Below are 25,493 nucleotides of genomic sequence, written 5' to 3'. Positions count from 1 at the left end.
CTCATGGTGTGACCTGGTTGCCTGTACCAACTTTATCTGCCATGACAAGGAAAACCTTCGGGACTTTTGCCGGGGTATTTGCCCCTACCACCCTCACGATCCTCGGGGTGATCATGTACATACGGCAACCGTGGGTGGTGGGCAACGCCGGGATAGTGGGAGCCCTTTCCATTGTTCTGCTGTCCGTGGCCATTACCGTTACTACCGCCCTCAGCCTCTCCTCGATCACCACGAATGTCCGCATTGGGGCCGGGGGAGCTTTCAGCCTGATATCCCAATCCCTGGGACTGGAGATCGGCGGGTCTATAGGGATCCCATTCTATTTTGCACAAGCTATTGCCGTGGCCATGTATATCTTCGGATTCCGGGAAGGGATACAGACCCTGTTACCAACTGTCAGTCCCCTGCTCCTTGACCTTAGCATTTTTATACTGGTAATGACCATTGCCTTTATCAGCACCAGTTTTGCATTTAAGATCCAATATGTAATTCTCGGCATCATTGCCTTATCCCTGGTTTCTATATACGGCTCCCTCTTCGTGCGCGAACTCAATTACGATTTTCAATGGTTCGGGGAATATCCCGGATCGCCTGAAAACAATATGAGCGGTTCCTCATTCTGGACGGTGTTTGCCGTTTTCTTTCCCGCCGTGACCGGGGTTATGGCCGGTGCCAATATGAGTGGGGATCTTTCCAACCCCAGGAAAAGTATCCCTTACGGCACCCTGAGTTCGGTGGTGATCACCACCTTTATCTATTTAAGCCTTGTATTTGTAGCTGCACTTATTGCAACCCCCGATGAACTGGCATCTGATTACAATATATTTATTGAGAAGGCCTTGTGGGGACCCATAGTACTGGCAGGCCTTCTCGGGGCTACGCTTTCCTCGGCCCTCGGATCCTTTGTCGGTGCCCCGAGAATTCTCCTGGCCCTTGGTGAAAAACGCATTCTTCCGAAAAGCCGTGCTCTTGCAGCCACCTCTAAGAAAGGGGAACCTGTCAATGCCATGCTCGTTACAGCAGTGATCGTGCTTTTCGGGATCTCCCTGCGAAACCTCAACACTATCGCCCCGCTCCTGACCATGTTCTTTATGATTACCTATGCTATGGTAAATATCGTAGCCTTGGTGGAGCAGACCCTGGGACTCCCCAGTTACAGGCCAACCCTGAAGATACCGCTGGTTATCCCTGCCCTTGGGGCCTTTGGTTCTATCGCCATCATGTTTATTATCAATGTACTGGCAGCCCTTTTCGCCCTCATCTTTATCGTGATGTTCTATTTCTACCTGGTAAAGAAGAATATAAGGTCAGACGTGGGGGATTCGCGCAGTGGCCTTTTTACCGCCCTGGCAGCCTGGGCCACGGAGAAGACCAACAGCCTCAGCCCGAAGAAAGAGGTGCGTTCCTGGAAGCCGGACCTGCTTATACCTATGACAATGCCTAAGGAGATTCGGAGTTCCTTTAAACTGATCCGTTCTATCGTTTACCCTAAAGGCTCCGTCAAGATCCTGGCGTTCCGGAATGAGGATCCGTCAGAACAACGCAGGTTGGAAAATTTCCTTTACAACGCGGTACAGAAATTCAAGGAAGGGGAGATCCCGGTATCGTATACCTTTATCGACAACACGGATTTCAATACTACGGTCAATGTAAGCATGCAATCGCTGAATGCTGCATTTTTTAAACCCAATATCGTCTTTGTAAGCGTAGACAATGAGAATCCGCAGTTATCATATTATAACAACCTGATACAGGATGCTAAGAAAAACGGTTTTGGCACCATTATCTATGTCCCCTTTTCCACAGTCAGCCTGGCCATTGAAAAGAACATCAATCTCTGGATGACGAATATTCCCAGGAACTGGAAGGAGTCTTTCAATATCCGGGAAAACAACCTTTCTACCCTTATCTCACTTCTATTGCGTAAGAACTGGAAAGGAACCATCGATGTCAAGATCCTGAACAACGACCCCGAATTGATATTCACGGAACAAGATCTCAACGACCTGAGGACCATGGTGCGTTTTCCGAAATCTACCACTTTTGAACTTAAGCAAGGTCACCTGCTGGACCAGGTAAAAAGTGAAAAAAGCACGGATGTGAATATCATCAGCATTGAAGGAAAAATGACCATAGAAGAAATGGTCCTGATCGTAAACGAGTCGAGGATCTCAGCCATTTTCTGCGGCGATTCCGAATTTGAAAATGTAATGGTATAAGAGAATATGATCAACCTTAAAAACATCCAGACCGAAGTAGATGCCAGCTATTTATATAAAGTACTGGCAGAGGTGGAAGACGATCCGAATGTGGCCAGCGTCTTCGAGCAGATGAGCCAGATAGAGCACGGGCATGCGGTGGCTTTCATGAAAAAGAACGGCATGGACCCTGCAAACCTGCCGGGTCCTTCATGGAGAGCGCGCTTACTGCATTCGATTGGCAAAATACTGGGGTATGATTACGTCCTTGGCGTACTTATGGATACCGAGAAAAGCATTGCCTCGGCAGCACAGAACCTCAGGCGCAGTTCCAAAACGGAGCCATCCCTCTCTGATACGGCACATGTCGCTATTCTCAGGAATATACTCGAAGGGGATTACGATTTGTCCGGGACAGACGTTGCCAGATTTGAAAAACGCCACAGGCATGTTGGGGGTAATGCATTGCGCGCCGCCGTATTAGGGGGGAACGATGGCCTGGTCTCTAACTTCAGCCTCGTCATGGGAATTGCAGGGGCAACAAGCGGGCGCACAGAGATCCTGCTGGCCGGAATTGCGGGATTACTCGCAGGTGCCCTATCCATGGCATTGGGCGAATGGATCTCGGTGAAAAGTTCGCAGGAACTCTATGAAAACCAGATGGACCTGGAAATGGAAGAACTGGAAACGAACCCCGAGGGAGAAGAACTGGAACTGGCCCTTATTTACCAGGCGAAAGGAATCCCCGCAGAACAGGCCGCCGAGATGGCCAGGGATATCATGTCTGATAAAACCCTTGCCCACGAAGTACTGGTAAAAGAAGAACTGGGTATCAGTGCAGAGGAGATGAAAGGATCTCCTATGCAGGCTGCCCTCTCCTCCTTCGTGATGTTTGCCTTTGGTGCAATAATCCCGGTAATTCCCTTTTTCATATTAACGGGGGTTCAGGCGGTGGTCCTGAGTGCACTCTTCAGTGCCCTCGGCCTTTTCCTGATCGGGGGAGCCATTACCCTTTTCACGGGTAAGAATGTATGGTATTCCGGATTCCGGCAGGTATTGTTTGGCCTCGCTGCCGCCGCCATAACTTATGGGATCGGGTCATTTATCGGGGTATCCCTGGCGGGATAGATCAATTCCAGCTATTAAGAACTTACCCGTACTGCCCCCTAACCGTAATTGTTTTCTGAAAAACAAATTGACCAAAAATGGGTACATTTAACATCCTGACGAAAAAACTGAAAGAACAATGAAATACTTAAGTATGCTGGGACTGCTTTTGACAGCTTCCCTGACCTTTGCCCAGGTTAACCTCGATTACCAGAAACCCTCACCAGAGATCCTGGAACTTGTTGACGTGGAGCGTGCACCAACAGTGCTTTTCGACGAAGAGAAAGACCACATGATCCTGTTATATCGGGATGCTTATAAATCTATCGAGGAACTCTCACAGGAAGAATTACGATTAGGTGGGCTTCGGATAGATCCGAAAACCAATATTGGCTCCAGGACTACATACTACAACAATATAAAGCTGAAGAAACTGGATAAAAAAAATTCCGGTGTACAACAAGTCTCCGGCTTACCTGAAAACCCTAAACTCTCTAATTTCAGGTTTTCTCCTGACCAGCAGAAAATTGCCATGACCCATACCTCGAAAGAAGGGGTAGAACTTTGGGTCTTACACCTGGAGAATGCTATGGCCGAAAAGCTTACGGGTCCTCAACTGAATGCAAACCTCAGGGATGTCATCAACTGGTTCGAGGATGGGCAGCATATCCTTGTAAAAATGGTTCCTGCTGATAAACAAGCCTTGGTTGATTCCGGTGCTGCTGTTCCTTCCGGACCTACTATCTCTGTCAATGACGGTAAAAAAGCACAGAATCGCACTTACCAGGACTTGCTGAAAAATAAGAACGATGAACATAATTTTGAACAACTGGCTCTCTCAGAACTGACCAAGGTATCCCTGCAAGGGGCAAAACAACCATGGCTGGAGGCTGCTATGTATAATAATATCAGCTTTTCCCCCAATGGGGAATACGTAATGGTGAATACTGTAGAGAAACCGTTTTCCTACCTGGTTCCTTATTACAGGTTCCCGTCAACCACTACTATTTATACTAAAGACGGACAAAAAGTGAATACAGTTCTTGAGGTGCCGCTGATAGAGGACCTGCCCAAAGGGTTTATGGCCGAAAGGGAAGGGAAAAGGGATTTTTCCTGGCGTTCGGACAAGCCTGCCACCCTGGTATACGCGGTAGCTTTAGACGGGGGTGATCCGGAGAACGAAGTGGAATACAGGGACGAGGTCTTCCAGCTCGAGGCCCCTTTCCAGGGAGACGGGAAAAGTTTACTGAAGACCGTTAACCGGTACCGGTACATTGAATGGGGAACAGAGGAGCTGGCCGTAGTTCACGATTACTGGTGGAATACCAGGAACACCAAGACCTATGTCTTTGACCCCTCTGACCCAGACAGCGAGCCAAAGATATTATATGATCGCAATTACCAGGATGTCTACAGCGACCCGGGTAATTTTGTCACTACCCGGAACGAATTTGGTTCAGAGGTACTCGCCTTGAAAAACGGTAAGGCTTACCTCTTGGGAGATGGGTTTACGGATGAGGGGCAATTTCCATTTGTAGATCAATTAGACCTGGACTCAGGCAAGAGCAACAGGCTCTACACCTCCCCTTACAAGGATAAGAAAGAGACCCTGGTGGCCTTTGACCCGGATAAAAAGGAGCTCATTGTGAGCCTGGAGTCACCTACTGAATTTCCGAACTATTACCGCAAAGCACTGGGGAAAAAGAAATCTGAGCAACTGACTGCTTTCGAAAATCCTTTTAAAAGCCTGCAAGACATCCGCAAAGAGGTGATTACCTATAAACGCGATGACGGGGTAGAGCTCTCCGGTACACTTTACCTGCCTTCCAATTACGAGCAGTTAGGGGAAATGCCCATGATACTGTGGGCATACCCACGGGAATACAAGGATAAGAGCACTGCCGGCCAGAACACCAATAACCCTAACGAGTTTACGTATCCCTACTACGGTTCCATGGTTTACTGGGTAACCAAAGGATATGTGGTCCTGGACGATGCTTCCTTTCCCATCCTGGGAGAAGGAGATGAAGAGCCGAACGACAGTTTCAGGAAACAGCTGGTTGCCAACGCCAGGGCAGCTATAGATGCTGTTGATGCTATGGGGTATGTAGACAGGGACAGGGTTGCAGTAGGAGGCCATAGTTATGGTGCCTTCATGGTAGCTAACCTCCTCTCTCATTCTGACTTGTTTGCCGCGGGAATCGCCAGGAGTGGTGCCTATAACCGTACCCTGACCCCTTTCGGATTCCAGAGCGAGGAAAGGTCCTATTGGGATGCCCCGGAGGTCTATTATACTATGTCGCCCTTTATGCATGCCGATAAAATGAAGACCCCCTTGCTGCTGATCCATGGAGAGGCCGATAACAACTCGGGCACCTATCCCATGCAGAGTGAACGTTACTTCAACGCTTTAAAAGGACTGGGTGCTACTGTGAGATTGGTTGTCCTTCCTAAAGAGAGCCATGGCTACAGGGCAAAGGAAAGTATTCTTCACCTGCTCTGGGAACAGGACCAATGGCTGGAGAAATACGTAAAGAATAAAACTGCGGAAGAATCCTCGAAATAAAACTTATCAACCAACCAACTATGAAGACTTTTAGTGCACTGTTATTATGCCTGCTCCTGCTCTCCTGTGGAGAGAAGACGAAACCAGAAGAGAAAAGTACCGCTGACAGTTCCTACCTCGATTACTCGGACAGGGATGACAAACTGAGCGGGGGAGTTAAGTTAATACCGATAGAAACGGCTTCCGGAACCTTTAAGGTGTGGACCAAACGGGTGGGAAATAACCCGGATATGAAGGTACTGTTACTGCATGGCGGACCGGGCGCCACCCATGAATATTTCGAGGTGTTCGACTCCTATTTTCCTAATGCAGGGATCGAATATTATTACTATGACCAGCTGGAGTCTGCCTACAGCGATCAACCCAATGACAGCACACTTTGGTCCGTAGACCGTTATGTGGACGAGGTAGAGCAGGTGCGGCAGGCACTTGGACTGGACAGTTCCAATTTTTATATCCTGGGCAGCTCCTGGGGTGGAATACTCGGTATGGAATACGCCCTGAAACACCAGGATAAAATGAAGGGGCTGATCATCTCTAACATGATGGCCTCTATTCCCGATTACATGAATTACGCCGAGGAAGTACTGGGGCCGCAACTGGATCCCCATGTGCTCAAAGAGATCCGGCAGCTGGAATCTGAGGGTAAGTTTACAGACCCGCGCTACCTGGAGCTGGTGGGCACTCATTATTATCCCAAACATGTGCTCCGGATGCCCCCGGACCAATGGCCGGACCCGGTTAACCGTGCCTTTGCAAATATTAATTACGATCTCTACCTCACTATGCAGGGGCCCAGCGAATTTGGAGTTGTAGGTGATGCCAAACTGAAAAACTGGGACATCAAGGACCAGCTGAAAAAGATTACGGTACCTACATTAGCCATTGGAGGTGCACATGACACTATGGACCCGGAACATATGGAATGGATCGCCGGCGAAGTTCAGAATGGCCGTTACCTGCATTGCCCCGAAGGAAGTCACCTGGCGATGTACGATGACCCGGAAACCTATTTTGAAGGGGTGATCCGTTTTATCAAGGATGTAGATAAAGGAGAATTTTAAGTTTTACAGGTTATCGGTGTTTGGCTTACGTCTTAGCCTGATCTTTAATTTCATATAATGGGGAAAAAGAAAAATTCCATGCCCATACGGGCTATACTGCTGGAAGCTTCGCTGGTAGTTTTAGGGGTTATCCTGGCCTTTTCAATCAATCAATGTCGTGAGAACAGGGATGATGAAACCCATGCAGAGTATGCCCTGCAGACCGTTTACCTGGAGGTAAAGAATAACCGCGAACTGATCGCCTCTAACCTTGCATATCATCGCTACCTGGCAGATACCTTAAAGGCCTTTATAGGAAGAGATTCTACTTTGCCGTCCATTTCAGTCTTTAACAAGGGATTTATCGCACAAGGACAACCGCTGTCTACAGCCTGGGAAGCTGCCAGCGCGACGGAAGCACTCAGAGATATGGATTACAATACTGTTCTTGAGCTTTCTGGAGTGTACCAGTTGCAACGGCGGTATGATTTCCAATCCCGCGCCATAGGGGATCAATTATATGGTTTAATGATACAACAGGGGATGAGATCCGTGCTGGAAAAGAGCAATAATCTCTTAAGTATAATCTACATGTTCATCTACAGGGAAGAGCAACTTATTAAATCCTACGATGATTTTTTAAAGAATGACTCTGCCTAATATCCGGGCATACAACATCCCGCTCTAATTGGATAGTTTAATCCCGGCAGCCATCACCCTTTCGCTTACCAAAATCTAAGTTTACAATAAACCCTTTTCCCGATTCGTTTTGAGGAAAGGGTTTATTGAATTTGTAATCAACCGTAATTGTATGAAGAATTTGTGGTCTCGTCTGTGGAGAAAGGACAAAATAGCTTATTATTTCCTGATCGTATTTTTCCCCGCTGTCCTGTTCCTAGGGATCGCGCTCTCCGGTCTTATGAAACTGGGGTTTACGCCTATGGAGATCCTGCGTGACCCCGCGCAGCAAATGAGCTATCCAAGTGTGTTGGGATTTGTGTCCAATATTGGAGTCTGGCTGTGGATAAGTGCGGGAAGTATCTGTTTCTTTACCTACCTGACCAGGAGACAGGAGATCAGCCGCTGGCAGCAGGAATTGCTTATACTGGTGGGATTACTGGCCATGGCCCTTGGTTCCGATGATTTCTTTATGTTGCATGAACGCTATAATGAAAAGATCTTCTTCCTGTTCTATGGCCTTGCTGCCCTCCTTTTGCTTTACCGTTATTTTAGCTACATCCTAAAAATAGAGCCCCAGGGATTCTTAATGACCGGGATTTTCCTGGGCACTTCGGTCCTTATAGACATCACCCAGTCATTTTTTCCTGCTGATCTCCTGGAAGTACGTATTATTCTGGAAGACGGGGCCAAATTCATGGGTGCGGCAAGCTGGCTGTATTTTTCTGCCCGCATTGCTACCCTGCCCAGGGCAACCTTGGTATAGGTTGTTTCACAGATCGGAACGCATGATCAGCCCTTGAAGTCTTGATTAGACATAATTCTGAACCTCAGCAGATAGTTAAATAGATCTTACAGGCATTTCTTCCTAGCACCATAATTATGCCCCGGCTGCGTCTACTTGCGCCACCAATTTTACTCAGGCTGGTTTAACCGTATTCATTTGCTATCGGAACCGGCTTACCTTATGGATCAGGATAAGACCAACACATATCCCTGAACCTCCTTTAGTTGAGATTTTTTACTATGAAAATACCTCCTGTATTTCATCGATAATTAAACACCAGTATATTGAAATTGAGATCTTTTAGATTTTAACAAGATTTTTCTTATTAATAATATGTGACATATATAACACGCTTACAGCTCTGAGTTATATTTACAACAATATTGATGTGATTCGCAACTTTTTACGAAAACGTTTTCGCAAACGATTAAAAATAATTTTTTCGAGCACATGATGTCTGTTTAGCTCAATTAATATCGGGGATTGTTATTATTTATTTCTTTTCTTTTTCCTATGATTTTTCTCATTTTCCGCGAAATGTTTCGTGCATTTCATCGATTTTTTCTACCGCTAAACCCTATTCTAAACTTTAACATTTATTTTGGGCACTTTGGAAAATTTGATGGATTCTCAGAATAACCAGGAATTCATTGTAAAAAATTTTCTAATAAGCCCTATTCATTATTAACCCACTAAATTTTTCATTCTATGAAAAAACTATTACCCAAAAAATTAATTCTCACCGCCCTCTCCTGTTATTCGGGCATGATGTGCCTGCAGGCTCAGACCAGTTCGCAGGATATCTCGGCTAACCTGGCCGGCGATCAGCGGGTGAATTCATTTACGATGGAACCGCTCCGCGGCACCCCGTCCATTATAAAAATGAATACCTCCGGGGCTACCCTCGGTGTCAACGATGTCCCCGGCTTCCTCAGCGCTGCTCTGGGTGTTGGTAACGAAACGGTATTCAACAAGATTTCAAGTATAAATACCAATGGCGTGCAGGTTGATAAATACCAGCAGGTCACTAACGGAATCAAAGTAGAGCACGGGGTATTTAAAGCCACCTCGCGGAAGGGAATCGTATACGGTCTTACGGCTGAATACTATAACCTGCCGGCTTCTATTACTTCCACTGCTTCCCTGAGCGAATCGGCAGCCCTACAAAAGGCCCTAGATCATGTTGGGGCAAGTTTGTACGCATGGGAGTACCTGGAAAGTCTAGGCAATTCTCCCGAAATAACCGCAGCTTATAACGAGGTATACCCCAAAGGGGAACTTGTTTTCGTTGACAATTATCTCACAGATGCTGTGGACCTTGCGCTGGCCTATAAATTCAACGTCTATGCAGCAGAACCACTGTCTCGTGCTGATATTTACGTTGATGCTAACAGCGGGCAGGTGCTTTTGCTCGATGCCATCATTAAACATGCAGATGGCCACGGAAAAGAAGAGATCCGGAAAATGGTAAAGAAATCCCGCAAAAATTCCGGGCCACTACCGGTAATGGCGGCCCAGGGGGATACCCGGTATGCCGGAACAAGGATGTTCGACACTTCTTTTGAGAACGGCATGTATGTTCTTAAAGGTACCACTCCTACCGGGGTAGCTAATGAAACCCGGTCTATGGAGGGAATAGGCGGGTTACCCCTTAGTGTTCCCGCTATATACACCCTGTCGGAAGCTATTTATGATGGGGACGGCGACCTGCTGCACCCGGAAACTGCCGATAACAACTGGACTGCCGGAGAACACAGGAAAGACCAATTTTCTGCAACCAGTACTTACCCTGTTGCCAACGAGAAGAATAATGATGACGTTGCATTGGACGCCCACTGGGGTGCGGAAGTCGTGCTGAATTACTGGCAGGAGAAACACAATCGAGACAGTTATGACAACTTAGGCACCAAGGTATTTAACTATGTTCACTACGGCGATGGATATGATAACGCCTTCTGGAACGGATCTGCCATGACCTACGGGGATGGTAGTTACCAGGGAGGGACAAATCCGGATGGTGCTTTTGCGCCCCTGACATCCATGGATGTATGCTCGCATGAGATCGGGCACGGGGTTTGTGAATTTACCGCAGACCTGGTCTATCAAAGAGAGTCCGGCGCGATGAATGAAGGATTTTCAGATATCTGGGCCGCTGCTGTAGAACATTACGTGCTGACCGAAATAGATGGTTCCCTCAACTATGACCCATGGGGTATCGGGGAACAGATCGATGAGCGCGACGGAGGTTTACAGCCAGGTGACCCCAACGCAGCTGCTTTACGATGGATGGATGATCCCAAAGCTGCCGGTGACCCGGATTCTTATGGCGGTGCAAACTGGAGAGAACCCGAATGTGGTACCCCTACCCTGGCGAACGATTACTGCGGTGTTCACACCAATAGTGGTGTGCTGAACAAGTGGTACTACCTTTTGGTAGCCGGTAGTGGACAGTCCTTTTCTGCCGGAAGCGGGAAAGCAGCCGCTGATGACCAGATATCAGATGGTGGTCGTCAGTACGAAGTACAGGGAATAGGCTTTGACAAAGCCTCAGCCATTACTTACCTGGCCGAAACCATGCTTGCACCAAACGCCAAGTTTATCGATATGAGGCAGGCGTCTATTTTTGCAGCCCAGGTATTGTACGGGATAGGATCTAACGAAGAAGTTCAGGTAACCAACAGCTGGTATGCCGTGGATATCGGAGATTCATACTCTGCAGGAGAGCCTAATACCATAACTTTCAGTGACAGCAACATCCTTATCTTCTCCGAAGAGAACGCTATTAACGGTTGTGCTGATGTAAACACATATAATGTGCTGATAGGAGCTGTGGATGTCCCGGAGGGAACCACTATTAACGTTAGTACAGCAGGGAGTACAGCTACCCGGGGACAGGATTATGACATTTCCGGTCAGACCTTTACCTTCGGCGGAACTAGCACTAACACCATCACGGTGACAGTGTACGATGATGCCGTGGTTGAACAGACAGAGACCATCGTATTATCCTTTGTTTACAATGGACAGTTCATGAAGCAGGAATTCTCTATCGGGGATAACGACTTTGCCCCCAGGACCGGAAATTCACCTTTTGACCTGCTCGCGACAGAAACCTTCTCTAATGACGGGATACCTACCGGATGGTCCATACAGAATATCCTGGATGGAGTCAATAACTGGACCTTTAACGGGACAGGACCTGCTGCAGGTAAAGCCTTTATTACCGTTCTAGGAGCCGATATTCCTACCTACGATCAATTGGTAGACGCTAATACCATCCTGCGCACCCCGATGCTGAATGCCGGTGCTGCCAGCGATGTTACGGTCAGCTTTGATTGGGAAGCCGGTGGGGAAACCGATGCCGTGGAGACTGACATCCTGTTTGATTATGGTGAATTCATGTATTCCCTGGACGGTGTTAACTGGATTACCGTAGAACAATTCGTAGGTGATGCTGCGGGGGCAAGCCCTGCAAGCGGAAGCTTTAACGGCATGATTCCACAGGTTGACGGTAAGAATTTCTTCCTTGGATGGAGGTGGTATAATGATGCCCTGGTGGGCACTGCCTTCAGTATGACCGTGGATAACGTAACGGTTACCGCAACGCCTGCAGGAATTGAAACTGAGAAGGGATCCACCTCTACCACCCAGGTACACATCGGACAAACCATCTACTTTATGAGTAACTCGGATAATGGCCTTATTGCCAAGATCGAGAATGTCTCTGAAGACCTGGGATGTGTGACTATGTCTGTTATTGACGAGGGGACAAGTTTCAGGATCTTTGACAATGTAAATACGGCCAGGCCTTCCAAGGCCTTCGGGATCAACGTGGAGAACGCTAATGCCACTTATGATCTTACCCTGTATTTCACAGAAAATGAACTGAATGCTTTTGATGAAACAGTATCCCTCATTCCTATGAAGGTTAATTCATCCGATATGAATGACGCAGATTCAGACCTGCACAACTTCCAGTTGAACGGGCAGTTGACCAACGTTGATGTGGATGGACAGTTCAGGGCCTTTACCGGTACATTTAGTGGTTCCGGTGCTGCAAGTATCGTCCAGGAATTTGATTATACTCCCGGAGAACCTGTAGATCCTACTGACCCGACAGATCCTGAAGATCCTGAAAATCCAACAGATCCTGAAGCTGAATTTGATGACAAACATGATGGTAAACACGATCATAAGGACCATAAGCACAAAGTTAAGGGAGATAAAGGCGGATACGCCGAATTCACAGTCTTCCCTAACCCCGCAGTAACCACCATAAATATCAGTACTGCTGATGCCAATATGGTTGCAGTTACCGTGTTTGACCTTATGGGAGGAGTGCCTATGAGCCAGCAGTTTGGATTAGGCATCAATAATGTCGAACTAGATGTTGCCCAATTAAATCCAGGCCTGTATATCATGCATGTACTAGCCGATAATGGGGAAACCTTCATCTTAAAATTCTTTAAGCAATAAAATAACCCATATGCTTGACTGTGAAAGGGGGTAGACTTAGGTCTGCCCCCTTTTTTCATATCCGGTAGCCCGATCATACTGGTACCTGTAACTTTGAACCCGGGTACGGCTTCCAGTAACTGAACTGATTGAGGATCACAATTTTAACAATTTAGAATATAATCTATGCTTTGAAATTGTTATCTTTACCCAACCAAAGATCCCCCAGATCGCCAACCACCTCTGACTGACCCTCGGAGTAAAACTTGACCGCATGCCAACATTGATTATTGAGAGACCCTCTCATTGGATGACCCGTGAAAAAGCCTACCGTCTTTTTGTAAATGGGCAGCCTCTGGGAACGATCAAAGACGGGGAAACACTACAATTTAACCTCGAACCCGGTAACCACATCCTTAAGACCGATATCGACTGGCTCCGAAGTCACACCATAGTCTTCGAAGTCAAAGCGGGCGAACATAAAGTGCTGCAGGTAGCGGGTGCCAGGTACGGGTTCTTATTGCTGCCATTCTACTTGCTCTGCTTACTGGCATGGTTCGTACTTCAGAAATTTATGGAGATTGATTATTTTATCCTGTGGGGTGCGCACCTGTTCCTGTATATCCTGATCATGTTCAGCATCCTTTTCAGGAAAAAGAGGTACGTGCGGGAAGTTGAAATGGGGTAGTGCTGAGGACCCTTCTCTTTCTCCCGAATATCAGTACTATCTATACATGAACCGGGAATGGTCCTAAGGGCAGAAAAGGCCTGAGCTTTTCCTTATAATATTTACTACATTTATGGAGGAATAAACCGGTTAATCTTGACTATCCAATACCCGACAGCATACCGACATCTGCCAGTTACTTACCGGAGGCATGCGGTTTGCCATACCAGAATTCTAAATCCTATTTAACCCAACCGATACATGATCAATAATTTCTTGAATTGCATACTTGTCCTGATTCTGCTATCATGCTGCCAGCACGCACAGGCCCAGGGCAGCAGGCTTCTTAGACAACCTTCAGCCAGCGACAGTCATATCGCATTTGCACATGCCGGGGATATCTGGATCTCTTCACTGGACGGAAGCAATGTGAATCGCATCACCAGTACCCCCGCTGTTGAACAAAACCCGGTGATCTCCCCCGATGGCAGAACCATCGCTTTTAATTCCAATAAAACCGGCTATAATGCTGTCTACACAGTTCCTGTATCAGGCGGGCAGGCAAAGCAACTTACCTGGCATCCATCCGGGGCCCTGGTACGGGGATGGACCCCGGATGGGAATAGTATACTCTATGCCTCCACAAGGGAATTCGCCCCGCGACCTTCTAATCGCCTCTGGACCATCGATAAAGATGGTGGTGTGCCTCAGCTGCTCAGTGCCCAGCGCGGCTTTGACGGGTCTTTCTCTCCTGATGGCAATGCCATTGCTATAGATCGCGTTACAAGGTGGGAATCTGAATTCAGGAATTACCGGGGTGGTCAGAATACACCGCTGATCCTGCTCGATCTCGCTTCCCAGGAAGAAACACTGATTCCAAACGATAAAACCATAGACCAGCACCCCACCTGGATCGGGGATACGGTTTACTTCCTTTCTGATCGTGAAAATGGTGTCATGAATATCTGGGCATATTCGGTTCCGGATCAGCAACTGCAGCAACTGACAGATTTCAGCGGGTCTGATATCAAGTGGCTTTCAGGAAAAGGGCAGCTCGTCTTTGAAAGAGAGGGTTACCTCCACCTGATGGATCCTGGCACCGGGGAAACCCGTCAACTGGAGATTACGATCAGCGGGGATTTTCCCTGGGCAGAAACCCAATGGGAATCCGTGGACGATTACATTGGTTATACTTCTCTCTCCCCCAGCGGCAAGAGAATACTGATGGAAGCCAGGGGTGATATATTCACAGTACCCGTGGAACACGGGGATGCCCGGAACCTGACCAGGAGTTCAGGGGTAGCAGACCGCCGGCCTATCTGGTCTCCCAAAGGAGACCGGATTGCCTGGTTTACCGATGAAGGCCGGGAAGGCTACCTGTTGAGGATTGCCCCCCAGGATGGATTGGGAAAGAGCAGGGATATATCCCTGGGTGAATCAAAACTGGCATGGGAGCCAAGCTGGTCTCCGGATGGAAAGTTCATCGCTTTTGTAGATGATGATCTCAGGGTAAGGATAGTAAATATTGATGACGGGCAGATCAGGACGGTCGGCAGCGGAGGTGTGAATATAGAACGGGGCAATATGGGCCTTAGCTGGGCTCCCGATTCGCGATGGCTGGCCTATTCCCGGAGTGGGGATAATAATTTCAGGCGGATCGTGATCTGGTCGGCAGCAGACGGGCAGTCCAGGGAAATTACCAACGCCTTTGCCGATGCCTCGTCACCGGCCTGGGACAGGGATGGCAAGCACCTGTATTTCCTGGCGAGCACAGAAGTGGCCCTGGGTTCCGGGTGGGTGAACACCAGTTCTATGAACGCCGACCCCGAATACGCAGTTTACGTCCTAAACCTTGATAAAACGGATAGTTCTCCTTTTAAACTGAGAAGTGACGAGGAGGAGGTTAAAACAGAAGAACAGGTTCCTCAGAAAGAAAAGAAAAAGAAAGAACCGGAGGAGAAAAAGAAAACTTTGGTGGTGAAGATCGACTTTGACGGATTGGATCGCCGGATAATCCCCCTGCCGATTGAGGACGCTAATTACAGATCGCTTTTACCCGGCCCGGAAGGGATTGTTTTTATTACGGAAGATGTCCCTGGAGAACGAGGACTGAAAGTGCATAAATATGAGTTGGCCGAACGAAAATTATCCGATTTTATAGATGGTGCTTCAGAACTTTCCGTGTCGGCCGATGGAAGCAAGATGCTCGCGAAATCCAAAGGAAACTGGAAGGTAGCAGATACCGGTAAAAGTGCAGATGATGCAAAATCCGTCAGTGTATCCCTGGAGGCCAAAATAGACCACCGGGCAGAATGGGAGCAGATCTTTGAAGAAGCCTGGCGTTATGAACGCGATTATTTTTACGACCCTGACCTCCACGGTCGTGACTGGCAGGCTGTATACGACCGCTATGCGCCTTTAATGCCCTATGTTCGGCATCGTGAAGATCTCAGTTATATCCTGGACCAGATGAACGGCGAATTATCCGTGGGGCACAGTTTTGTTTTCGGAGGCGACTTCCCCAAGACTGCTGATCCAAAAACCGGATTACTGGGAGCGGACCTGCAGCAGGACAATGGTCGTTGGAAGATCAGCAGGATCTATACAACTGAAAACTGGAACCCTGAACTGACCAGCCCCCTGGACGAACCCGGACTTAAAGTAGCCCAGGGTCATTACCTTGTCGGGGTAAACGGTCAGGAACTGAAGGCAGACCAGAATCCGCATCGCCTGCTGGATGGAACAGTAGACAAACAGACGGTACTTCATATTAACGATAAACCCGCATTTCAGGGCCACTGGACCATTACCGTAAAACCGCTCAAAAGTGAGAACGACCTGAGAACCCGTGCCTGGGTAGAAGATAACCGCAGGAAGGTAGACAGTTTGTCCGGCGGGAAACTGGCTTATGTGTGGGTTCCCAATACCTCGGGGCAGGGGCTGGTTTCCTTTAATCGATATTTCTTTGCCCAACAGGATAAGCAGGGCGCCGTGATCGATGCCCGCTACAACGGAGGTGGACTGCTGGATGATTACATGGTAGACCTGATGACCCGTAAGCTGAGGGCGGCTTATACCAACGAGATCCCGGGGGCAGACCCCAAAGGTATGCCTGCCGGTATCCTGGGACCCAAAGTTTTGCTTATCAATGAAATGGCAGGTTCCGGGGGCGACTTTTTCCCATGGGTCTTCAGGCAGCAGGATGCCGGGCTGTTGATCGGGGCCACCACCTGGGGCGGGCTTGTTAAAAGTTCCGTTCACTACCGGTTGGTAGACGGGGGTGCACTGACTGCGCCTGATAATGCTATCTTTGACCCTGTAAAAGGGGAGTGGATAGGCGAGAACAAAGGGATCGCCCCGGACATCGTGGTCCGGCAGGATGCCCTGGCCCTTTCCGAAGGACGCGACCCTCAACTGGAGCGCGCGGTAAAGGAATTACTGAAGCAGCTTAAAGGAGAACCGAGGAAGATAAAAGCCCCTGCTTTTTCTTCACCTGCTTCGGAAGGTGGAAATTAATAAGGGGATGGCCCTGTTATAGGGCTAAAAACGTAATAAGAAAGTAGTATGGACGAATTAGGAGGCTCTATCTGGTCAGCGGCAGTATTGTTATTCCTGTTGATGGATCCCCTGGGGAATATACCCCTGGTTCTTTCAGTACTGAAAGGGATCCCCCCGAAAAGACAACGCATCATTATCGCCCGGGAATTGCTCATGGCATTGGGCATCCTCCTGGTATTCCTGTTCCTCGGGAAACCCCTGCTCCGGTTCCTGCACCTGCAGCAGGAAGCAGTAACCATTTCCGGGGGATTGATACTGCTGATCATAGGGCTGCGAATGATCTTTCCCAAACCCGAAGGTATAATGGGGCACCAGCCGGGAGGGGAACCCTTCCTGGTACCCATCGCCATTCCAATGATCGCCGGGCCATCTGTCCTGGCCATGCTTATCCTGATGACCCAGAGCGGCCCGGCCAAAATGACCAACTGGTTCTTCGCGGTGCTGCTGGCATGGGGAATGTCTGCGGTCATACTCCTCGCCGCCCCTATCCTCCTGAGATTCCTGAAAGAACGGGGACTTCTCGCCGTAGAACGGTTGATGGGGATGCTCCTGGTAATGGTGGCTGTACAAATGCTTATAGATGGCTTTAAGGTGCTGTTCCAGGCATAAAAAAACCCCGGGTCTCCCCGGGGTTCTCACTTCTTAATTATAGCAACCTTTACTGATCAATTGCTCCTGTAACCCTTTTCATGAAAGCGTTCAGGGCTTCCTTTTCTGAAAGGCCTTCTTTTTTCATCATTTCGCGAACTTCTAAAGAACCGGCTATATTGGAGATCAGTTCCCCGATCACATCCAGTTCTTCGTCCTTGATGGCACGGCTTTCAGTCAGGTGCTCCAGGAGTTCCAGCGCCTCGATGGCGTAATCCTGGTCGTTCTCCTCTATAAATTGGTTCAGGTGTTTAATTATGGGTAACCGCATCGATAAATTCTTTTAAGGAATCTACTTTATTGGTCTGCACCTGGTCTACCAGCTTTCCATTCCTGAATGCAGCAAATGTCGGCAGGTTATCCACCTTGGCCAGCTGCCGTGATTCCGGAAACTTCTCTGCATCGACCATTACAAAAGGAATACCTTCGTTTTCCGAAGCAAACCTCTTGAACTTGGGCTTCATCACCCTGCAATTACCACACCACCCGGCAGAGTACTGAACCAAAACGGTTTCATTCTCCTGGACAGTGGTCGCTAAATTGTCTTCAGTTATTTCCGTGTACATAGTACTGTGTTTTAGTTTAAAGAATGCTTCAGGTAAGAGGCAACCCCTTCCCTGTCTGCCTTCATGGCATCTTTTCCTTCTTCCCAGTTAGCAGGGCATACTTCGCCGTGCTTCTGTACGTGCTCGTAAGCATCTACCAAACGTAAGAATTCGTTCACGTTCCTTCCAAGCGGCATATGGTTGATCCCTTCATGGAATACAGTTCCTTCCTCGTCGATAAGGTAGGTAGCCCTGTAAGTAACGTTATCACCCTTCAGGAGGTCTACTCCCAGCTCCTCGTCATAGCCTTTGTATTCTGCATCAAGGATACCAAGGGCAGAAGACAAATTCCTGTTCGTATCGGCCAGGATGTTATACGTAACACCTTCTATTCCCCCTTCGTCTTTCGGGGTATTCAACCACGCAAAATGTACTTCAGGAGTATCGCAGGAAGCACCGATAACCATGGTGTTGCGTTTTTCAAATTCTTTCATGGCATCCTGGAATGCATGCAGCTCGGTAGGGCATACAAAGGTGAAATCTTTAGGGTACCAGAAAAGCAATACTTTCTTCTTGTTCTTAACCGCTTCCTCGAAAACATTCAGGTGAATAGTATCACCCATTTCGTTCATCGCGGGTACTGTAATATTTGGGAATTTTTTACCTGTAAAGGCCATAGTATTATATTTTAAAGGTTCTTATTTGAGGGTGCAAAAATACGAAGTAGTTATCGTATTATAAAAGCGAGTTTTTCTATACGTCATAGGCAAAGACTATTCTCTTGATCTGCCCGGCTCCCGGTCGCTTACAGCGTAAAAAATAAGATTCAAAAATGCAAAAATTACAGCCCCTTACAGAAATCCCGGCTTTGTCCGGATCTGCGGGAATTTTGTATCCCCTCTTGAAGGTATATTTTTCCAATCCGTAAGACTGGCTTGAAAATAAATAATATTTTTCTTACATTTAAAACACCCTTATCTTACGAATTGGACAATGATACGCTCTCGGACCGAGATCGTTTGCCGTTTAACCCGACTGTCTTCCCACCCGGGAATTCAGGTTCTCCCGGCATGGAATTGAATCATTGTTAATTAAACTTATACCCAATGAAAAAAAAGGAATGGTACTACCTGCTGGGTACACTGTCCGGAGGCATTGGCCTGGGAATACTTCTGCTGGGAACAGAGAGTCTTAAGGCAAATTCTCATACCGCCTTCAATCTCTATGATACCTATTACGACTTTCCCTCTTTCTATGCGCATATAGCTATAGTGGTCCTATCTTTCTTTGTTATCTATTTAGGAAGAATGGTCTACAACAATTTCAGGATCACAGTGGTAAACCTGGTTTTTATCGCAGCTACTATCCTGATGATGACATTGATCTGTGGACTTACAACTATTCTTAAAGATGCTGTACAAGCAGTTGGGCAAACCGATATCATGTCCGGCGAAGACTGGTCGGGCAACTTACACAACCTGCTCACCATCAGTCAGGGAGTATTACTGTCCCTCCTGGGGATCAGCGGAATAAAAACATTAAAGCTCCTGAACACCCGCTATTTTTATTAAATATCTCACTCAATATTTTCTATCTTTAAATAAGGTTCCCCGGTTTATCTCCGCATTGAGATGAGTATAAAATCTGACCTCTCCCTATAATGCGGCCTAAACGAAAGGATCAGAATTGTAACTAGCCTTTTAGAGATGGAAAAAACTGAGAAACCGGCATGGCTGAAAGAAGCTGAGGACAGCCTGATCCGGTATTGCGGGGATTTCTCCCCCCTGATGATCGCCAGGGCTGATGGATCATATCTTTACACCACCGATGGCAAAAAGATCCTCGATTTTACCTCGGGGCAAATGTGTTCTGTTTTCGGTCATAACCATCCCGCCATCCTAAAGGCCATGGCAGAGGCAGGACAACAATCTATCCACTTGCTCAGTACCATGCTTTCCCCGGCCGTAGTGGAATTAAGCAGGAAACTGGCAGATCTTTTACCCGAAGGTCTGGATAAATGTTTGTTTATCAATACCGGGTCCGAATCAAATGAAGTAGCCCTTCGGATGGCAAAACTGACCACCGGGGGATTCGAAGTTATTGGCTTTGTTGGTTCCTGGCACGGGATGACCTCTGGGGCCCAGGGCAGTACCTATTCCTACACCCGGCGGGGGTATGGTCCTGCTATGCCCGGGAGTCTTGCTATCCCTGCTCCCTATGCCTATCGTTGCCCGATCTCGCATTGTCGGGACACCTGTGACCATACATGTCTTGAGGCAGGCATGGCGCTGGCAGACCGGCAGTCTGTAGGGGCGTATGCGGCCTTTATCGCTGAACCGGTATTGAGTGCAGCAGGAATAATAGATCTCCCTACGGATTACCTGAGGAAACTCAAACTTCGCTGTGAAGAACGCGGTTTGTTACTAATCCTGGATGAAGCACAGACCGCATTTGGAAGACTAGGGCTGAACTTCGCCTTTGAAAGAGACGGAATAGTGCCGGATTTCCTTACTCTTTCCAAAACCCTGGGAGGGGGTATTCCTCTCGCTTCCACCATAACGAGCAAAGCAATAGAAGAAGACTGTTATCGTAAAGGTTTCCTGAATATTACTTCTCACATTTCCGATCCCCTGCCCGCCCATGTAGGCCTGGCAATGATCGCAGTATTACTGGAAGAAAAAATGGCGGAACGCGCTGCCGAGCAGGGAGCTTACCTGCTGCAACAATTAAAACAGTTACAGCAGAAGTACGAATGCATAGGCGATATCCGTGGCCGTGGGCTGCTTTTGGGAGTAGAGATCGTCAAGGACCGGGAAACCAGGGAACCCGATCCGGACCTGGGACACAGCATATCCGAGTACTGTTTGCAAAACGGGCTCAGCATGAACATCGTACGGGTTAAGGGAATGGGAGGTGTATTCCGTATTGCCCCACCCCTGAATGTAAGCAGGGATGAAATCGACCTCGGTATTTCTATCATGGACACCTCTATCGCCCGGGCATTGGACAATTCCTCCACCTAGTTTGTCCCAAACGTGTTACCTTTAAAAGGATTGGTTATCTTCGGATACGGGTACTATCAGTACAAACCTTTCAAAGAACCATTATGAAAAAAATAGTGCTATTCTTTTCTCTCCTCCTGCTGATCCTGGGTTGTGCGGATAATGTCAAGAAGAAAGAGGATTCTATTACAGGAAGAGCCTGGTGGAAAGAAGGGATCATTTACCAGATCTACCCCCGGAGTTTTAAAGACTCTGACGGGGATGGCATCGGTGATCTCAAAGGTGTTATAGAAAAATTGGACTATATAGAAAGCCTGGGTGTCAATATGGTCTGGATGAACCCAATTTACAGTTCCCCGAATGCAGATAATGGTTATGATATCAGCGATTACCGGGGCATTATGGAAGACTTTGGTGACATGGATGATTTTGATCACATGCTCAAGGGACTTCATGACAGGGGGATCAAGTTTGTCATGGACGTGGTCGTGAATCACAGCAGTGATGAACACGAATGGTTTAAGCAATCACGAAGCTCCAGGGATAACCCTTACCGGGATTACTACCATTGGTGGCCGGCCGAAAAAGGTAAACCTCCTTACCGCTACAGCCTGTTTGACCCCAAGGGTGATGCTTGGAAATACGACTCCCTTACCGATGCATACTACCTGCATTATTTCGCTCAGAAACAACCGGATCTCAATTGGGAAAACCCCAAGGTGAGACAGGAAGTCTACGACATCATGAAATTCTGGGCAGAAAAGGGAGTTGATGGTTTTCGCCTGGACGCTTTCCAGTATGCCAGCAAAGACACCACCTGGCCGGAACTACCCGAGGGCTTTGAAAAGAATGTCATCAAGTATTATGGAATGCAGCCCAACATTCACAAATACCTGAAAGAAATGAACGAGGAGGTGCTGAGCAAGTATAATGTATTTGCCGTTTCTGAAGGTGCCGGCAGTACCTTTGAAGACGCACATTCCCTTGTTGACGCAGACCGGAAAGAACTGCAGATGGCATATCATTTTGAAGGCATGGATGTAGGGAACAGCCTGGAGGGATATAAACTATCAGAATTCAAAGAAGTCTATACCAAATGGGATAGTGCTTTTGCAAAAAAAGGCTGGCTCTCTATCTTCCTGGCGAACCATGACGTACCCAGGATGGTTTCTAAGTTCGGCAACGACAGTTCGGCCTTCAGGGCAGTCTCCTCAAAGATGCTGAATACGTTTATTCTGACTATGAGGGGCACTCCTTACTGCTATTACGGGGACGAACTGGGGATGACCAACATCGGTTTTGACAGTATTTCCCAGTACAGGGATATAGCGGCGATCAATGGTTATGAAAAAGCAAAGACACAAGGTGCAGACCTGGATGCTTATATGGCCGAATTAAAATTCTTATCCCGGGATAACGGGAGAACCCCCATGCAATGGGACACTACAGCCCACGCCGGGTTTACCACCGGGGATCCCTGGCTGCCGGTCAACGAAAACTATAAAACGGTAAACGTGGCTGTGGAACAAAAAGATCCCAACAGCTGCCTGAATTATTTCAGGAAGATGGTGCAACTTCGGAGAGACAACCCGGTGTTCGTATACGGGGCTTACAGTTTACTTCTCCCGGGAGACGAACAATTATACGCCTACACCCGCAGCCTGGGGGAACAACAGGTACTTGTGGTCCTGAATTTTTCTGATAAGCCCGCTACGGCCATATTACCCCTGGGTGATTCTCCTCAACTTATGAGTAATAACTATCCCGAGCTGGACAGGTCTGCATCCACGGTACTGCTTAAACCTTACCAGGCATTGGTATTCAATATCCGTGACTGACAGGATATAGCATATATTAAATTTAAGGCAGAACTGCTGGCACGCTTTTTGGATTTAGTTTTACACTAAATTTACTGAACTATGAAAAAGCATTTATTGAGTATGGCTTTCGCCCTGGGAGCCCTTTTTTTAATTCCTGTTACGGGAAACGCCCAGGAAAAGAATTTTATAGATCAACCTTACTTGGAGACTAATTCCAGGGTCGATACCCTGGTCGTCCCGGACCGGATCTACCTGGGCATAGTTTTGCAGGAGTCGGATTCCAAAGGTCGCACCTCAGTGGAAAAGCTGGAGCAAAAGATGGCTGCCGAATTGCAGAAGATCGGTATTGATATTAAGGAACAGCTGATGCTGGCAGATCTATCCAGTAATTTCAAGGATTACTTTCTGAGAAGTACAGATGTACAGAAGAGCAAGGCGTTCACCCTGGTGGTATATGATGCCCTGATGGCCGGGAAAGCGATCAAAGCCCTGGAAGGTGCCGGCATCTCAAATATATCGTTCAGGGGTGCAGAGGTTTCTAACCTGGCCGACCTGAAAGTGACCATGAGGAGCAAGGCTGTTAGAAAGGCGAAAGAACAGGCCCGGGCTATGGTTGAGCCGCTGGGTCAGACTGTTGGCAAGGCCATCTATATTTCTGATCTCAGCACAGAATATACCCCTTACCAGGGTGGGCCCAGGATGATGATGGAAATGGCAAAAAGCGATTCCTCTGAACCTATCGACGTTCCTTTTAACAAGGTAAACGTCCAGGCCATGGTTAACGTCAAATTTATGATCCAGTAAACAAACACCTTAAAAAATAAACGCCTGTGGATTCACAGGCGTTTTTTATTATAATCGGTCTACTGCCACCTTATAGGTCGGATCCTCCAGGACATTAACCTCGATCAGCGCATCCGCATTGGCCAGCAGCCTCCTGCAATCCTGGCTGAGGTGTTTTAAATGAACCTTTTTACCCATTTTAGAATAGCGTTCCGTGATCTTGTTCAGTGCTTCGATAGCAGACATATCAACGATCCTGCTTTCTGCGAAATCAATGATCACCTCGTCAGGGTCGTTTGCCACATCAAACTTCTCGTTAAACAAGGTGGTACTTCCAAAGAACAGAGGGCCATAGATCTCGTAGTGCTTCACCCCATTCTCATCGATCCTTTTCCTCGCCCGGATTCGCTTGGCATTATCCCAGGCAAATACAAGCGCAGAGATGATCACCCCGACCAGAACGGCGAGGGCAAGATTATGCAGGAATACAGTAACAAGGGTCACCAGGATCATCACCAGTACATCTGATTTAGGCATCCTCCTGAAAGTACGCAGGCTGGCCCACTCAAAAGTCCCCAATGAAACCATGATCATCAGCCCGGTAAGAGCCGCCATGGGAACCATTTCTATAAAATCTGCTCCGAACATCACGAACATCAACAGCATAACTGAGGCGACAATCCCCGATAACCGGGCTCTTGCCCCGTTAGAGGTGTTGATCAGGCTTTGACCGATCATGGCACAACCACCCATCCCGGAGAAAAACCCGGAAAGAATATTTGCAGTACCCTGGGCGACGGCTTCCTTGTTGCCACGTCCACGGGTTTCGGTTATCTCGTCAACAATATTTAGGGTCAGTAAGCTTTCTATCAACCCTACCCCGGCGACAATGGCGGCATAAGGGAAAATGATCTGCAGTGTCTCCCATTCAAAAGGGATCTCCGGGATATGGAAAGGAGGGAATCCTCCGCGAATGGAGGCAATATCACCGATAGAACGTGTATCGATCCCGAAGGCTAGTACGATCCCGAATACGATCAGGATAGCTGCGAGGGAGGCCGGGAAAACCTTGGTGAGTTTAGGAAGCCCCCAGATCACCAACATGGTCAGTAAGACAAGCCCCAGGAAAATATACAGGGTGGTCCCTGTAAGCCAACTGCCGTCGGCTGATTTAAATTGCACCAACTGGGACATGAAAATGATGATCGCAAGCCCGTTTACAAAACCGAAGATCACGGGCTGGGGCACCAGCCGCATCAGTTTACCTAGCCGCAGAAAACCGGCGGTCATCTGTATTAACCCGGCCAGGATCACCGTGGCAAAGACGTATTCCACACCGTGAGACATGGCAAGGGAGACAATTACCACTGCTATGGCTCCGGTAGCACCGGAGATCATTCCGGGACGCCCACCGAGGATAGAGGTAACCAGTCCCATCACAAAAGCCGCGTACAGACCGGTCAGCGGGTTAAGCCCCGCGATCAGTGCAAATGCAATAGCTTCCGGGACCAATGCAAGGGCCACCGTAAGTCCTGATAATATTTCAGTCCTGTAGTTTACTTCTTGCGAAAAATCGAACAAATTGAGATACTTCTTCATGCCCTGTAGAAATTAAGGGGGCAAAAGTAAGGCTAAT

At 47.9% G+C, this 25,493-nt stretch carries 18 protein-coding genes; 14 read left to right on the top strand and 4 right to left on the bottom strand.

All coding sequences use genetic code 11. From position 1 onward, the window contains the following. Positions 1–41 precede the first annotated feature (41 nt). From CLV82_RS04025 to CLV82_RS03980, 10 genes are all read left to right on the top strand, one after another. Entirely contained in the window at positions 42–2,219 is a 2,178-nt protein-coding gene (locus tag CLV82_RS04025; protein ID WP_133642999.1) for an amino acid permease, read from the top strand. A 6-nt stretch (positions 2,220–2,225) separates the two neighbouring features. Then, positions 2,226–3,326: a VIT1/CCC1 transporter family protein gene (locus CLV82_RS04020; RefSeq protein ID WP_133642998.1), complete on the top strand. Its 1,101-nt coding sequence runs from the start codon at positions 2,226–2,228 to the stop codon at positions 3,324–3,326. Between the two features lie 118 nt (positions 3,327–3,444). Further along, positions 3,445–5,871 (top strand): S9 family peptidase, encoded by a 2,427-nt coding sequence (locus tag CLV82_RS04015; RefSeq protein WP_133642997.1) that lies wholly within the window; start codon positions 3,445–3,447, stop codon positions 5,869–5,871. 20 nt (positions 5,872–5,891) lie between these two features. Further along, the gene (locus CLV82_RS04010; protein ID WP_133642996.1) at positions 5,892–6,935 is read left to right on the top strand and encodes a proline iminopeptidase-family hydrolase; all 1,044 of its coding nucleotides are present in this window, start codon (positions 5,892–5,894) and stop codon (positions 6,933–6,935) included. Between the two features lie 57 nt (positions 6,936–6,992). After that, on the top strand, positions 6,993–7,574 hold the full coding sequence (locus CLV82_RS04005) for a hypothetical protein (protein WP_133642995.1): 582 nt from the start codon (positions 6,993–6,995) through the stop codon (positions 7,572–7,574). A 151-nt stretch (positions 7,575–7,725) separates the two neighbouring features. Beyond that, positions 7,726–8,358 (top strand): oxidase, encoded by a 633-nt coding sequence (locus tag CLV82_RS04000; protein WP_133642994.1) that lies wholly within the window; start codon positions 7,726–7,728, stop codon positions 8,356–8,358. Between the two features lie 729 nt (positions 8,359–9,087). Further along, the gene (locus tag CLV82_RS03995; protein ID WP_133642993.1) at positions 9,088–12,855 is read left to right on the top strand and encodes a M4 family metallopeptidase; all 3,768 of its coding nucleotides are present in this window, start codon (positions 9,088–9,090) and stop codon (positions 12,853–12,855) included. 253 nt (positions 12,856–13,108) lie between these two features. Beyond that, positions 13,109–13,522, top strand: a complete 414-nt coding sequence (locus CLV82_RS03990; protein ID WP_133642992.1) for a hypothetical protein — start codon at positions 13,109–13,111, stop codon at positions 13,520–13,522. A gap of 240 nt (positions 13,523–13,762) precedes the next feature. Next, entirely contained in the window at positions 13,763–17,017 is a 3,255-nt protein-coding gene (locus CLV82_RS03985; protein WP_133642991.1) for a S41 family peptidase, read from the top strand. 48 nt (positions 17,018–17,065) lie between these two features. Continuing rightward, positions 17,066–17,668 (top strand): MarC family protein, encoded by a 603-nt coding sequence (locus CLV82_RS03980; protein WP_133642990.1) that lies wholly within the window; start codon positions 17,066–17,068, stop codon positions 17,666–17,668. Positions 17,669–17,717: 49 nt separating this feature from the next. Here CLV82_RS03980 and CLV82_RS03975 read toward each other — a convergent pair whose 3' ends face one another. Genes CLV82_RS03975 through CLV82_RS03965 form a run of 3 tightly spaced genes read right to left on the bottom strand, consistent with a single transcriptional unit; the run spans position 17,718 to position 18,929 of the window. Beyond that, positions 17,718–17,978 (bottom strand): DUF6952 family protein, encoded by a 261-nt coding sequence (locus CLV82_RS03975; RefSeq protein ID WP_133642989.1) that lies wholly within the window; start codon positions 17,976–17,978, stop codon positions 17,718–17,720. Further along, positions 17,959–18,273 carry a thioredoxin family protein gene (locus CLV82_RS03970; RefSeq protein ID WP_133642988.1) on the bottom strand — a complete coding sequence of 105 codons (315 nt, stop codon included), beginning with the start codon at positions 18,271–18,273 and terminating at the stop codon, positions 17,959–17,961. The genes CLV82_RS03975 and CLV82_RS03970 overlap by 20 nt, the downstream gene beginning before the upstream one ends. An 11-nt stretch (positions 18,274–18,284) precedes the next feature. Further along, positions 18,285–18,929 (bottom strand): peroxiredoxin, encoded by a 645-nt coding sequence (locus CLV82_RS03965; RefSeq protein WP_133642987.1) that lies wholly within the window; start codon positions 18,927–18,929, stop codon positions 18,285–18,287. A gap of 429 nt (positions 18,930–19,358) precedes the next feature. On the opposite strand from CLV82_RS03965, the gene CLV82_RS03960 reads away from it, so the two are divergent. From CLV82_RS03960 to CLV82_RS03945, 4 genes are all read left to right on the top strand, one after another. Then, positions 19,359–19,823, top strand: a complete 465-nt coding sequence (locus CLV82_RS03960) for a hypothetical protein (RefSeq protein WP_133642986.1) — start codon at positions 19,359–19,361, stop codon at positions 19,821–19,823. 135 nt (positions 19,824–19,958) lie between these two features. After that, positions 19,959–21,275 carry an aspartate aminotransferase family protein gene (locus CLV82_RS03955; RefSeq protein WP_133642985.1) on the top strand — a complete coding sequence of 439 codons (1,317 nt, stop codon included), beginning with the start codon at positions 19,959–19,961 and terminating at the stop codon, positions 21,273–21,275. A gap of 83 nt (positions 21,276–21,358) precedes the next feature. Further along, entirely contained in the window at positions 21,359–23,092 is a 1,734-nt protein-coding gene (locus CLV82_RS03950; protein WP_133642984.1) for a glycoside hydrolase family 13 protein, read from the top strand. Positions 23,093–23,173: 81 nt separating this feature from the next. Beyond that, positions 23,174–23,878 carry an SIMPL domain-containing protein gene (locus tag CLV82_RS03945; RefSeq protein ID WP_243744136.1) on the top strand — a complete coding sequence of 235 codons (705 nt, stop codon included), beginning with the start codon at positions 23,174–23,176 and terminating at the stop codon, positions 23,876–23,878. Between the two features lie 48 nt (positions 23,879–23,926). On the opposite strand, the gene CLV82_RS03940 is transcribed toward CLV82_RS03945, so the two are convergent. Further along, positions 23,927–25,456 (bottom strand): SulP family inorganic anion transporter, encoded by a 1,530-nt coding sequence (locus CLV82_RS03940; protein ID WP_133642983.1) that lies wholly within the window; start codon positions 25,454–25,456, stop codon positions 23,927–23,929. Positions 25,457–25,493: the final 37 nt, after the last annotated feature.

The sequence above is a fragment of the Zeaxanthinibacter enoshimensis genome (assembly GCF_004362865.1).
GTDB lineage: Bacteria > Bacteroidota > Bacteroidia > Flavobacteriales > Flavobacteriaceae > Zeaxanthinibacter > Zeaxanthinibacter enoshimensis.
The sequence above is the reverse complement of the archived record's forward strand: the minus strand, read 5'-3'. Positions and strand labels throughout refer to the sequence as shown.